Source organism: Vulgatibacter sp. (assembly GCF_041687135.1).
GTDB lineage: Bacteria > Myxococcota > Myxococcia > Myxococcales > Vulgatibacteraceae > JAWLCN01.
In genome coordinates, this window is record NZ_JAWLCN010000004.1 from 587,536 (window position 1) to 600,684 (window position 13,149).

Consider the following 13,149-nt stretch of genomic DNA (forward strand, 5'->3'; position numbering starts at 1 on the left):
CGCTCGAAGAAGGAACGTTTTGGCCGCGCGCTGGAGACTGCTGCTCTCGATCTTCCTGCTGGTGCTGGTGATCGATCAGGCGACCAAATTCTGGGCGGTGGCGCGGCTCACCCGCGCCTTCGAGATGGAGCAGGCTTCGTCCATCTCGGAGCAGGTCGCGACGTTCCTCGGCGCCGAGAAGCTCGAGCGCCTGCGGACGAGGCCGGTGGTCGCACAGCGCGACCACCTGCGCTTCAAATACGTTGAGAACCCCGGCGCCGCCTGGGGCATGCTCGGCGGCCTCGACGACCGCTACCGCGTGCCCTTCTTCGCGGTGGTCTCGGTCTTCGCCATCACCTTCATGCTGCTCTTCTTCCGGCGCCTGCCGGAGAGCCAGCGGCTGCTGCAGGTGGCGCTCGCGCTGGTGCTGGGCGGCGCGGTGGGGAACTTCCTCGACCGGCTGCTCCGCGGCTACGTGATCGACTTCATCGACGTCCATTGGAAGAACGACCCGCGGCTCCACTGGCCCACCTTCAACGTCGCCGACATCGGCATCAGCGTCGGCGTGGCGCTCCTCCTCTCCCAGAGCCTCTTCGGCAGGAACCGCTCCCTCGTGGAGGAGGAGCCGGCGGAGGCGACGCCGGATGCGCAGCCCGCCGGGGCTCCGCGGCCCTGGATCGAGCTGGACGAAGCGCCCGCCGCAGCTGCGCACGAGGACGAGCTCTTCCCCGTCCGCGAGGAGGCGGCAGGTCCGCGGCCGGTGGCGGTGAACGCCGACGGCGCCCTGGTGGTGGACGAGTCGGCCCCCGAGCGTGCAGCCGAGGAAGCGAACGGAACCCGAGCCGCAGCAGGTGGTCTTTCCGAGCCTCGCCCCGTGACCCACGGGCAGAAGGAGTAAGCGCGCGATGCACCCCCTGGTCTTTCCGTGGACGGTTCCCTCGGCGGTTCTCGGCGTGCTCGCCTACGTGCTGGCAGTGGTCGCCGCCGCAGTGGTGGGCCGGATGGTCTACAACCGTGGCGAGGGCAAGAGCCTCGGCAGCCCCATCGTCGCCGGCGCCTTCGCCTTCCTCCTCGGGGCGTGGTTCGTTTCGACCAAGACGCCCTTCGAGGCGCAGCCGATCCCGCTCCACACCTACGGGCTGATGATCGCCCTGGGCTTCCTCTTCGGCATCCACCTCGCCGCCAGGGCCGCGGAGAAATACGCGAGCGTCGACGGCCTGGCCTTCTACCTCCCCGGCGCCCCGACGCTGCGGCAGGCGGCCCGGGAGAAGGGTGACGCCGGCACCTACACGGGCAAGATGGCCCGGGAGCACCTGCTCGATCTCTCCTTCTGGATCCTCGCCGGCGCCATGGTCGGCGCCCGCCTCCTCTTCATCGTGGTCAACTGGGAAGGCCCCAACGGCTACGGCGCCAACCCGTCGCGGATCTTCGACCTCACCAGCGGCGGCCTCGTCTTCTACGGCGGCTTCATCGGCGCGGCGCTCACCTCGGTCTGGTACGCCCGCAAGCACGGCATCAACTTCCGGGCGCTCGCCGACATCTGCATCCCGGTGGTGGCCCTCGGCCACTTCTTCGGCCGCATGGGCTGCATGGCCGCCGGCTGCTGCTGGGGCAAGGTCTGCGAGAACGCGAACTTCCTCTTCGGCGCCGAGTTCCCGAAGGGCGCCCTCGCCCACGGTGAGATGGCGCGTAGCCCGGAGTGGGCCTCCTTCATCGCCGAGCACGGCCACACCCCGGCGCTCCACCCCACGCAGATGTACGAGGGGCTGGGCGAGCTGGCGCTCTTCGCGATCCTCCTCCTCTTCCGGAAGAACAAGCGCTTCCACGGCCAGATCCTCGCGATGTGGCTGATGCTCTACGCGGTGCTCCGCCTCTCGATCGAGACCTTCCGTGGCGACTGGGGCCGCGGCATGCTGCTGCGCTGGCCGGAGGTCGATCCCGTCCTCCTCTCCACCTCGCAGCTGGTGGGTGTCGGCATGGTTGTCCTCGGCGCCGTGCTCTTCTTCCTCTGGAAGCCCCGCAGCGCCGCGCCGGCGGTGCCCGCGGCACCTGCAGCAGCGGCCTGATCGCTGGTCGGGCCGTGCCGGAGGCCGAAGAAGATGCGCCCGCTCCTCCCGCTCGTCCTCCTCCTCGCCGCAGGCTGCGCCGCCACCCCGGCGCAGCCCGCCGATCCTGCCGCGCCGATTCACCTCACCGTCGTCGCCACCAACGACTTCCACGGCTGGCTCGACGGCCACGACGACCGGGCGGCAGACGGCACGGTGGTGCCGGTGGGCGGCGTCGATCGCTTCGCCGGCTACCTCCGGGTGCTGCGCGCGCAGGGGCCGGTGGTCCTCCTCGACGCCGGCGACATGTGGCAGGGCACCCTGGCCTCCAACCTCTCCGAGGGCGCTGCGGTGGTAGAGGCCTACAACGCCCTGGGCTACGACGCCGCAGCGGTGGGCAACCACGAATTCGACTTCGGGCCCGTGGGCCCTGCCATGGTGGCACCGGCAGGTGAGGATCCCCTCGGCGCCCTGAAGGCCCGCGCCGCCGAGGCGCGCTTCCCGCTCCTCGCCGCCAACCTCTACGAGCGGCAGGCCGACCGGATCCCCGACTGGATGGAGCGCTCCACGCTGATCGAGCGGGGCGGGGTGCGCATCGGCATCGTCGGCCTCGCCACCCCGGACACGCCGCAGGTCACCATCGCCGCCAACGTGCGGACGGTGCGCTTCACCGATCCCGTGGTCGCCGCCATCGAGGAGGGGCGCCGGCTCCGGAAGGCAGGCGCCGAGGTGCTCCTGCTCCTGGCGCACATGGGCGGCACCTGCGTCGACGGCGGCTGCGAGGGGGAGCTCCTCGAGGTGGTGCGCCGTCTTCCCGCCGGGCTCTACGACGGCGCCATCGGCGGCCACACCCACCGGGTGGTGGCGACGGTGGTGAACGGCGTGCCGATCATCGAGTCGGGGGCGCTGGGCAAGGCCTTCGGCACCTTCGACTTCACCATCGATCCGGTTACCCGCCGGGTGATCCCGGCGGCGACGCGGATGGCGGCGGGGATCGAGATCTGCGCCGCGCAGGTGGAGGGGACGGAGCGCTGCGATCCGCAGGGCGGCGCTGCAGGGCGCCTCGTGCCGGCGCGCTTCCGCGGCGAGGCGGTGGTCGCCGACGAGGCGATCACCCGGCTCGTGGCCCCGCGCCTCGCGGCGGTGGCGGCGGAGCGGGCCCGGCCCCTGGGGGCGGTGCTCCCGACCACCCTGCGCCTCGACTACGACGGCGAGAGCGACGTGGGCAACCTCGTCGCCGACGCGATGCGGGCGGCGATCGCGGAGGCCGACCTCGCCATCACCAACTCCGGTGGCCTGCGGGCCGAGCTGCCCGAGGGTGAGGTCACCTTCGGGCAGGTCTTCGAGACGCTCCCCTTCGACAACCGCCTCAGCCTGCTCCGGGTGAAGGGGCGGGAGCTCCGCCAGCTGATCCGCGCCGGTTTCGCCGGGGTCCACGGCGGCCTGCAGGTGAGCGCGGGGATCCGGGTGGTGGTCGATCAGGGGGCGCCGGGCGCCTGCGCCAGCGAGGACCTCGACGGCGACGGGCTGGTGACGCCCCTCGACCGGGACCGGGTGGTGGAGATCCTCGTCCACGGAAAGAGGGTGGACGACGAGGCCGACTACGCGGTGGTGACCAACGACTTCCTCGCCGGTGGCGGCGGCGGCTGGGATCGGCTGGTCACCCGGTTGCCGCAGGGGAGCGTGGTCCACCTCGAGGCGGAGCCGATCCAGCGGGATGCCTTCGTGCGCTGGCTCGAGGGGCGGGGGCCGGTGGCGCTCCCGGCCAGGGGGCGGATCGAGCTGAAGGGCGTCGCCCCCGCCTGCCCCCCGGGGCGCTGATCCCGCGATCCGGACCCCTTAACGCCGAACGGCCCCGGACCACCCGGAGCCGTTGCGACGCGTGTCGAGTCCCGCAGGTGTGCCTAGTACCCAGGAGCTCGCTTATCGCCCGGCCCCGGACCCCCCGGCGCCGGCTGCTGGCATCCCCCGACGACAGCAGCGACCTATACATGCACGCACCTCGCGATTCGGATCACTCGAATCGAAGCGCCCTCTTTCCGCGGGGTTGCAGCGCCTCCTGCGCGGGGTTCGGTTGCGCCGGTGGACGCTTTGCCACCGGCGCTGGTAGGTAGCCGGCCTCCCCACCCCCGGAGGTCTCCGTGGTCACGCTCGGCACGCCCCGCACCCGCACCGCAACCAGGCTCCTTCTCCTCGGCTCCGGCGAGCTCGGCAAGGAGGTGGCCATCGAGGCCCAGCGCCTCGGCGTCCACGTGATCGCCTGCGACCGCTACCCCGGCGCCCCGGCGATGCAGGTCGCCCACAGCTCCCACGTCATCGACATGCTCGACGGCGCGGAGATCCGCCGGGTGGTGGAGCTGGAGAAGCCCGACTTCATCGTCCCCGAGATCGAGGCGATCGCCACCGCCACCCTCCTCGAACTCGAGGCCGAGGGGCGCACCGTGATCCCCACCGCCCGGGCCGCCCGCCTCACCATGGACCGCGAGGGGATCCGCCGCCTCGCAGCCGAGGAGCTGGAACTGGCCACCTCGCCCTACCGCTTCGCCGACACCGAGGCGGACTACCGGGCGGCGGTCGAAGCGATCGGCCTTCCCTGCGTGGTGAAGCCGGTGATGAGCTCCTCGGGCAAGGGCCAGAGCCTGGTCCGGAGCGAGGAGGAGATCGGCGCCGCCTGGACCTACGCCCAGGAGGGGGGCAGAGCCGGTAGGGGCCGGGTGATCGTCGAGGGCTTCGTCGACTTCGACTACGAGATCACCCTGCTCACCATCCGCCACGTGGACGGCACCACCTTCTGCGAGCCCATCGGCCACCGGCAGGTGAAGGGCGACTACGTGGAGTCCTGGCAGCCGCAGCCGATGAGCAAAATGGCCCTCGAGGAGTCGAAGCGGATCGCCCGGGCGGTGACCGGCGCCCTCGGCGGCCGCGGCATCTTCGGCGTGGAGCTCTTCGTGAAGGGCGATCAGGTCTGGTTCAGCGAGGTCTCGCCCAGGCCCCACGACACCGGCCTGGTCACCCTGATCTCCCAGGACCTCTCCGAGTTCGCCCTCCACGTCCGGGCGATCCTCGGCCTGCCCATCCCGAAGATCCGCCAGCACGGCCCCGCCGCCTCGGCGGTGATCCTGCCCGAGGGTGACTCCACCGCCCCGGCCTTCGCCAACGTCGACGCGGCGCTGCGGGAGCCCGACACGGCGCTGCGCCTTTTCGGCAAGCCCGAGCTCCACGGCAAGCGCCGCATGGGCGTGGCCCTGGCGCTGGCCGACTCCATCGACGAGGCCCGCGCGAAGGCCACCACCGCCGCGGCGGCGGTACGGGTCGAGCTCTAATCGAGCAGCCGGCGCAGACGGTCGCGCCGCGCTGCGAGCGCAGCGCTCTTGATCTCCACAGCATCCTCACTCGCACGCGCACCAAACGTCCGCTGCAGTGGTTGAGCCCTTCCACGCGTGGCGTGTGCTGCAGCGGGAGCGATACAGGACTCCCGCAAGCGCGTCTGCGCGCGCCTAGTGTATTAGCGTTACCTGCTAACCACCCGGCTCCAAGCCCGTAGAAGAGTTACCAACTGTCGCTATTGCGGCAGCGGCCGACCCCTTAGGCGTCGGCAAAACTTCCATCGTTCAATCACAAATCAGGAATTCGGACGCTGGATTGCGCCAAAGAACACGCGCCAGTGGCATCGTAGGCGATGGAACCAACAACGATCAGCTCGTCCAATGCGAGGAACCGATCTTGTATCGAATGGCGGAGATGACCGCCGCAGAAGATGCGGACGGAGGCGTCGACGTAGGGGGGAGGTGGCGCCGGGTAGCCATAGTAGAGGTTGTAATGGATTCCGAGGTGGTAGAGGTGATCGACTGCCGGCGCCTCGATGTAAAGCGTTTCTGGCGGCGCGCGGTACATTGTGGTCGGCTGCGCCGCGACCCAACAGATTGGATCATCGTTGCGGCCTGGTGCGTCCCAGTCGTCGCTGGTGCAGCTCGCTGCATCCGAGTGGCACATTGCAGTTACGCAGCGGAGACCGCTCCCCGTCCATGCTTCGCGGTTAGACGATTGGCCAGCTGCATCATGCAGGAGGAGCATGCGAACATCCTCAGCCGGCTCCCATACTGTCTCGATCCAGAGCCCACCCGGCGGTGTTGCATGGACGAGCGTCGTGCAGGTATCCGCGCGACCCTGTGCATCGTGCACCAACAGCTCGACCTCATAGCTTCCCACGATCTTCGGACGAAACTCGGTCGTGCAGACGGCCGGCTCCTCGATCCGCGAACCGGCATGATCCGGTTCCGCAACCACCCGCCAGCTGCAGCTGAGGGATGAGTTGAGCGGATGGACCCCGCGCCCTACCAGCGTCGCTGGCTGGCGGGCGACCACCGTCACCTCGTCGGGACAGATCGCACGTGGCCAGGCACAATCCTCCCCGCAGGCAACGCCTTCGCCCCAGGCGTCGATCCGCGTCACGTCCGGATCGGCCTCGAAGACGTCGAAGGTGAGCTCGACCTGCGACCGCTCGAAACCGCCACGTGTGGGCGTGAACGCAAGGTCGACGTCGAAAAAGGCGCCCGCAGGGAAGTCTTCCGGTACGACCGTGCTGCCCGGCAGAAGGTGCATCGTGCTGCTGCCTCCTGCGGCAAGGGCGATGCTGCCGGGCAGGAGCCACGTAGCGCTTTCATTGGTGACCCGGACCCGCCGCACGCTCGCTGCGCCGACGGGCACCTGACCGAACGCGAAACTGGACGGGTCGGTCCCGATTCGGATGTCTGTCGTGACCGCATCGAGTGCGACACGTGCCGGTTGGCGCCCAAACGCGCCGTACGAATAGCGGAGGCCCCCACGGACGAGCTGACCATTCGTACCCTGGGAATCGAAACGCACGACGAGCGGCAGCGACTCTCCCGGGCCAACGACGACGGTGTCGGCTGGCTGTGTGGCGAGACGGAAGAGAGACGAGCCGGCGGGATCGATTCCGACGTCCCAGACCACGCACTCGGAAGTACCGTTGTTCACGAGCAGCACCTGCCGCTCGTCACGGCGGTTCACGGCAACCTGGCCGAAGTGCAGCACGCCTGGAATCGCCATGATTTCACAGCCGGCTCCTGCCAGCGCACGTGCCGCGAGCACAACCTCGAAGTGGGGCTGCCAGCGGTCGTTGGTCGTCACCACGGCCCTCGCCTCGAAGGTGCCGGCGCGTTCTCCCTGGAAACGGATCGGGACGGCGCTCCCCATATCCCTCACATCGGGCTCGAACGCACCAACGGAGAAGACGCCCGCGTCCGGCCCCTCGATCCGCACGGACCGGATCGCCACGGGCACTGGCTGTCCGCTGTTCCTGAGCAGGAACGACCGCTCCACGCTGCGTCCGATCGGCTGGGTTCCGAAGTCGAGTACGCCCGGTTCCACCGACAGAATGGGGCCTCCCCCATCGCCACGGACCGGCACGCTAGACAGGATTCTGCTATCGTCCGCCCGGAAGTGGAGTGTCGCCTGCAAGGGCCCCAGCGCCCGTGGCCTGAATCGCAGTTGCAGCGTCGTGCTCTCGCCCGGAGCGAGGTCGACGAGCGCGGGAGTGGCGATCGAGAACGCGTCGCTGCCCTCCAGTTCGACGGGAGCGAAGGCGATCGTCTCGTTGCCTTCGTTACGCAGGTGCACATCCTGCGAACGCGACACGTAGTAGGCGACCGGTCCGAATTCGATCGGGTTGGGTGCGACGCGCAACGCTCGCCCGAGCCCTTCGCCGATCAGTTGCACCCGTGCTCGGGGGCAATCCGTGCAAGCCGAGATTTCCAGCACCGCGTGGGCGGCCCACGGCTCCGCGGGCGCGAACGTCACCGGCACCTCGATCGCAGCGCCGGCGGGGAGCCCCACCTTCGGCGAACCGGTCGTGAAGGCCTCGGAGCCGCGCAACTCCAACGAGAGTTCGAGGTCCAGCGCGGCAAGCGACCGCAGTTGAAGCGGCAGGGTCGACGATTCACCCACGCGTACCGAGCCGAGATCCAGCGTCGGTTCCGCTTCGAAGAGGCGCTCCACACCCCGTCCAGACAACGCGATCTTCCGGTCGGCGCCAGCAGCACGTACACCAAGCGTACCCCGGTCGTCGGCTGCTTCTACCGGGCTGTAGGTCACGCCGATGCGCCTCGATTCGCCGGGCGCGAGGCTGACTGCCGTGGCATCTGCGCGAAACGCGGCCGAATCGATTTCCACGACAGCCTGCGTTGATATCCGGCCCTGGTTGCTGATGAGAAAGTTCTTCGTCGCGCGCTCGCCCACGAAGAGCGCACCGAATTCCAGCGCAGTGGGCGTGGCCTCGAGCTCCACACGCACGTCCGCCGTCTGTCCGGAGCTACAGCCAACGGAGAATATCGCGGCCATAAGCCCGAGACACAGTGAAGCCCGCATGCTGTGCTCCCTACTGTCCGAAGGCGCGGAGCGAAACCAACTGCGACTCGTCGATCATCGTGACTTCAATCGCCACAGAGGGAAACTGACCGTTGTCCACCTGGTAGACGATCACGTTTTCCTCGATGTCGTACGGTACTGCGGACCAGTCCGTCACGTCACGTCCACCAACACCATCTGTTACGAAGTACGTCAGCCCGGTGTTCGTGTTGGTCAGGTAGAGGACACGGTAACCGTCCTCGCAGTCTACGCCACTCCACAGGATGTACTGCCCGGTCGTACCGCCAACCCGCGGATAGTAGTACTCACCGCAGACGGGCAGACCTTGGAGTTGGTGTTCCGGGTAGACAGCTGAAAAGCTCTTGAAATCAAGATCGGCGAGCGCATGTTCACGCACTCCGTCGCGGTAATAAATAGCGTTCTGTTTGACGTAGGTCAGTCGGCCCGCCGCCAGGTGCGGCACCAGGCTCCTCGGGTCGGAGGGGGAGCTTGACGCAATGGGCGGTGGGTACGCTTCATCCACGACAGTCTCGAAGCGACTGCCATCGACATCGAGCGTTACTACTCCCATGCGAACAGTGCCGGCGTTCGGGTCCCATTTCTCAGTCCGGGCGGCAATGACGGCTCGTTCGAACGGATTGTTCCAAACGGAAGGGTGTTGCGTGTAGTAGCCGTGCCCCAATTCGACCGCAGCATCAAAGGTCGTCAGGGAAGACGTCCCGATGGCCCGCCATTGGATGCGCGAGCCATAAGAGCCCTGCTGCCATGCAGCAAGTCCCTCGTCGATGGTGGTGTTCACGTAGCCGGATGACGAGGTAAGGCTGCTGGACTGCTGAGACAGTCGATACGGTACCGACCCGCTTGTGCCAATATCCAACGCATAGATCGAGTACTCTTGGGTTCCAGCTGCGTTCCTCGTCGTCTGAAAGACGAGCGTTGAGCCGTCTACCTCAGGATCCCATCCCTCGAGCGGGGTCTGCGTGGCCGTGATCAGGGTACCTGCGTCATCGAGCCAGAGCTCCCCATGCTTGCCGAACGCAACCACGGGAGCTCCCCATTTGGCCGCCACGTGTCCGTGGTCAGCGTCAGGCGACACCACTGCAGGGTAGCCCACCTGGGTCGGGAGCGGGAGGACACCCAAGGCGAAGCCCAAGCGCACTGCCGCCACGCCCCAGGGATGGCCGGCTGCAGGCCTCCGGACAAAAAGCCGGGGACTGATGGTTGGATGCCCGCGTAAGCGGCTGGAGTCCAACACCGCGCGCTTGCAGAGCTCTGCCACCGGACCCGCTCCGTGCCATCCTTCCGCAGCCGGTCGATACCAGCCTCATGCGACACTTGGAGGGCAGGGGCCATGACGCTACATTAGCCCCGTGGACGAGGCCTGGGAGCAGCTGATCGAGATGGGTCTGCCGGACGGTGCGCCGCACCGGCGGGATGCCGCATGCTTCTCCGACGAGCGGGTGCGGGAGGCGCTCGCCACCATCGACCCCGACCGCCTCGATCCGTCGCGGCGCGAGCCGCTGCTCGCCTGGCTGCGCGGCTACCGCCACCACTGGCCGACGCGATGGGCGGCGGAGCTGGGCCCTGCCGGTGATGCGCTGATCGAGGCGATCGAAGCGCTCGGGATCGACGACAACCGCTACCTGAAGCTGCGCCGGATCGCGATCGCCCACCTGGCGGAGCTGATCTAACCCTCGCCGAAGGTCTTCGAGACCGCGCGGGCGGTGTACTGCACCAGCGGGATCACCCTGCCGTAGTTCATCCGCACCGGGCCGACCACCGCCAGCGCGCCGAGGACCTTCTCGCCCTGGGTATAGGGCGCGGCGATCACCGAGAGCCCCGGCACCTCGGAGAACTCGCTCTCCGCGCCGATGAAGATCCGTATCTCCCGGCCCTCCATCACCCGCCGCATCACGTGGAGCACCCGGTCCTTCTGCGCCAGGGCGGCGAAGAGCTTGCGCATCTTCTCCACGTCGGCGGCGAAGGCCGGCTCGTCGAGGAAGCTCGCCTCGCCCTCGACCCGCACCTCGGGCTCGGGCGCGGCGTGGTCGGCGAAGGCCGCGTCGGCGAGCTGCATCGCGCTCCGGTGGAGCCGATCGTAGAGCGCCTGCTCCGCCTCGCGCTCCGCCCGCAGGCGCGCGTGGATCTGCTCGAGGCCGAGATCGCCCAGCTTGTCGTTCAGGTAGTTGGCGGCGTATTCGAGCTCGGCCCTGCCCACCGGGAAGTCGACGGTGATCAGCCGGTTCTGCACCAGCCCCGCCTGCGAGACGAAGACGGCGAGGATCCGATCCTCCCGCAGCTTCACGAACTCCACCCGCCGGAGCAGGTCCTGCTCGAAATGCGGCGCCACCACGAGGGCGGCGTGGTGGGTGATCTCGTGGAGCAGCTTGCCGGTGTCGGCGACCAGGTCGGCGCCGAGGGCTGCGTGGAGCCCCGCCTCGATCCGCTCCCGCTCCTTCGGCCCCGGCGCCCTGGTGCGGAGCAGGCTGTCGACGTAGAGGCGGAAGCCCTTGTCGGTGGGGATGCGGCCGGCGGAGGTGTGGGGCTTGGCGAGGTAGCCGAGCTCCTCGAGGTCTGCCATCGCGCTGCGCACGGTGGCGGAGGAGACGTCGCAGCGCGGCGCGATCGCCTGCGAGCCCACGGGCTCACCGGTGGTGATGAAGTCCTGGATGATCGCCCGAAGGATCTCGCGGTCCCGCCGGGAGATGTCCGGATTGCCCTGGGCCAGCATATCCCGCGTGTCCTCTATCGGTCGTTCTCCCGCACCGTAGCGCGCCGCTGCCCGCAGCGGCAACCGGCCGCCCTGCCTGCGCCTTCTCTTCCTCTCGGCCACCATCCGACCAGGCGTCCCGCGCCCCCGCCACGGGAGCGCCCTCCCGATCAGATAGGGGCCTGCCGGCAGGCCTGCAACTCGTGCCCCGGGCCGCCCCGCGCAAGCCCCGGCTACTTCCGGGTGACCCGCCAGCAGCGGTGGACCTTCTTGTTGCGGATGTCCTCGGGGATCGATGCCGGGGTGATCTCCTCGAAGCGGAAGGCGCCGAGCGCCCGCTGGTCGAGGACGAAACCGGTGAAGTTGGTGGAGAAATAGAGGACGCCGTCGCGTTCGAGCAGCGCCATCGTGTCGTCGACGAGCTGCGCGTGATCGCGCTGCACGTCGAAGGTGCTCTCCATCTTCTTGGAGGCGGAGAAAGAGGGGGGATCGAGCACGGCGAGATCCCACTTCCGGCCCCGCACCTGCGAGAGCCAGCGGGTGACGTCCGATCGCACCAGCTCGTGCTGCGTTCCGCCCAGCCCGTTGAGCCGGAGGTTCTCCTCGAGCCAGGAGAGATAGGTGTTGGAGAGATCCACCGAGGTGGTCCCCACCGCGCCACCGGCAGCTGCGTGGACCGTGAAGGCGCCCGTGTAGCAGAAGAGGTTGAGGAAGCGCTTTCCCTTCGCCTCGGCGCCGACGCGGATCCGGGTGTTGCGGTGGTCGAGGAAGAGACCGGTGTCGAGGTAGTCGCCGAGGTTCACCTGGAACTTCAGCCCCGCCTCCTCCACCACGAAGCGCTCGTCCCGGGCGCCGAGCTTCTCGTATTGCTGCTGGCCCCAGACCTTGGGCGCCTTCTGCTTCACGTAGACGTGCTCGGGCGCGACGCCGAGGACCTGCTCGATCGCCTGCAGCACCTCTTCGTGCTGCGCCTGCTTGCCCGGCCCGCGGCCCCCGCGCTGCGCATATTCCACGACGTGGATGCGGCCTGCGTACCAGTCCACCGCGTAGCGGTACTCCGGGATGTCGGAGTCGTAGAGCCGGAAGGCGGTCAGCCCCTGCCGCTTCGCCCAGCGCATCCGCTGCGGGGCCACCTTGCGCAGCCGGTTGGCGAAGGGACTGTCACGCCGATCTCTCTCATCCACCACAGAAGGGCCCCTTGTTCACAACAAACGAATCAGCCGGAACCTTGACGCGACACCTCGAAGCTGCCAAGCGATTCCGCCTGCGATCGCAGAACGTGATCCCTACGAGAAGGAGAGATCCATGGCACGCAGCATGCGCAATGCCTCGATGAAGATCCTCGCCGCCGTGGCGCTGCTCGGCCTCGCCGGCTGCCCGAGCCCCGAGGGTGAGCCCAACCCGAAGCCGGCGCCGGAGCAGCCCCCTGCGCAGCAGCAGCAGCCGGCAGCGCAGCAGCCCGCCGCCCAGGCCCCCGCCGCAGGTGCAGCCGGCGCCGGTGGCGCGGCAGCCGCCGCTCCCGCTGCCCAGGTGAGCCCCGAGGCCCTGGCCGAGGCGAAGCAGACCTTCAGCACCGTCTGCGCCACCTGCCATGGCCCCCAGGGCGCGGGCGACGGCCCTGCCTCCGCCGGCTTCCCGGTCAAGCCCCGCTCCTTCAACGACGCCGAGTGGCAGAAGTCGGTGACCGACGAGCACATCGCCAAGGTGATCGTCGAGGGCGGCCCCGCCGTGGGCAAGAGCCCGCTGATGCCGGGCAATCCGCAGCTCGCCGGCAAGCCGGAGGTCGTCAGCGGCCTCGTGCAGCTCGTCCGCGAGATGGGCAAGGGCGGCGCAGCGAAGTAATTCGCGCACTCGCCTCGCAGCACCGAAAGCCGCTCCCCCGGGGGCGGCTTTCGCCGTTTGTGTGCCCAGCATGGGCCTTGGCTAGGAGGTGCAAGTCCTCTGGGAAGCTGGTCGCAGCGACCCACATGAACCGCAAGGCGTCGGTCGCGAGGCTGCCGCTGAAAGAAGCGGGTAGTGAAGCCGCGA

General features: G+C 68.8%; 10 protein-coding genes. 6 read left to right on the forward strand and 4 right to left on the reverse strand.

Annotated elements, in window-relative coordinates:
• The first annotated feature begins 19 nt into the window (after positions 1–19).
• The 4 genes from lspA to purT all read left to right on the forward strand — a co-directional run bounded on the left by lspA (position 20) and on the right by purT (position 5,347).
• Positions 20–877, forward strand: a complete 858-nt coding sequence (lspA, locus tag ACESMR_RS13610) for a signal peptidase II (RefSeq protein ID WP_373047623.1) — start codon at positions 20–22, stop codon at positions 875–877.
• 7 nt (positions 878–884) lie between these two features.
• Positions 885–2,045: a prolipoprotein diacylglyceryl transferase gene (locus ACESMR_RS13615; protein ID WP_373047624.1), complete on the forward strand. Its 1,161-nt coding sequence runs from the start codon at positions 885–887 to the stop codon at positions 2,043–2,045.
• Positions 2,046–2,078: 33 nt separating this feature from the next.
• Positions 2,079–3,845, forward strand: a complete 1,767-nt coding sequence (locus tag ACESMR_RS13620) for a bifunctional metallophosphatase/5'-nucleotidase (RefSeq protein ID WP_373047625.1) — start codon at positions 2,079–2,081, stop codon at positions 3,843–3,845.
• A gap of 320 nt (positions 3,846–4,165) precedes the next feature.
• Positions 4,166–5,347: a formate-dependent phosphoribosylglycinamide formyltransferase gene (gene purT / locus ACESMR_RS13625; RefSeq protein WP_373047626.1), complete on the forward strand. Its 1,182-nt coding sequence runs from the start codon at positions 4,166–4,168 to the stop codon at positions 5,345–5,347.
• A gap of 292 nt (positions 5,348–5,639) precedes the next feature.
• On the opposite strand, the gene ACESMR_RS13630 is transcribed toward purT, so the two are convergent.
• Positions 5,640–8,330 (reverse strand): choice-of-anchor D domain-containing protein, encoded by a 2,691-nt coding sequence (locus ACESMR_RS13630; RefSeq protein ID WP_373047627.1) that lies wholly within the window; start codon positions 8,328–8,330, stop codon positions 5,640–5,642.
• A 91-nt stretch (positions 8,331–8,421) separates the two neighbouring features.
• Positions 8,422–9,456, reverse strand: a complete 1,035-nt coding sequence (locus tag ACESMR_RS13635) for a hypothetical protein (protein WP_373047628.1) — start codon at positions 9,454–9,456, stop codon at positions 8,422–8,424.
• A gap of 325 nt (positions 9,457–9,781) precedes the next feature.
• On the opposite strand from ACESMR_RS13635, the gene ACESMR_RS13640 reads away from it, so the two are divergent.
• Positions 9,782–10,102 carry a hypothetical protein gene (locus ACESMR_RS13640; protein ID WP_373047629.1) on the forward strand — a complete coding sequence of 107 codons (321 nt, stop codon included), beginning with the start codon at positions 9,782–9,784 and terminating at the stop codon, positions 10,100–10,102.
• Here the strand turns inward: ACESMR_RS13640 and hrcA are convergent.
• Together hrcA and ACESMR_RS13650 are read right to left on the reverse strand one after the other, a co-directional pair.
• Complete coding sequence (gene hrcA, locus ACESMR_RS13645; RefSeq protein ID WP_373047630.1) at positions 10,099–11,142, reverse strand: heat-inducible transcriptional repressor HrcA; 1,044 nt, start codon at positions 11,140–11,142, stop codon at positions 10,099–10,101. The two genes, ACESMR_RS13640 and hrcA, sit on opposite strands and share 4 nt — an antisense overlap.
• Before the next feature lie 212 nt (positions 11,143–11,354).
• Positions 11,355–12,305 (reverse strand): class I SAM-dependent methyltransferase, encoded by a 951-nt coding sequence (locus ACESMR_RS13650; protein ID WP_373047631.1) that lies wholly within the window; start codon positions 12,303–12,305, stop codon positions 11,355–11,357.
• A gap of 121 nt (positions 12,306–12,426) precedes the next feature.
• On the opposite strand from ACESMR_RS13650, the gene ACESMR_RS13655 reads away from it, so the two are divergent.
• Positions 12,427–12,963 carry a c-type cytochrome gene (locus tag ACESMR_RS13655; RefSeq protein WP_373047632.1) on the forward strand — a complete coding sequence of 179 codons (537 nt, stop codon included), beginning with the start codon at positions 12,427–12,429 and terminating at the stop codon, positions 12,961–12,963.
• Positions 12,964–13,149: the final 186 nt, after the last annotated feature.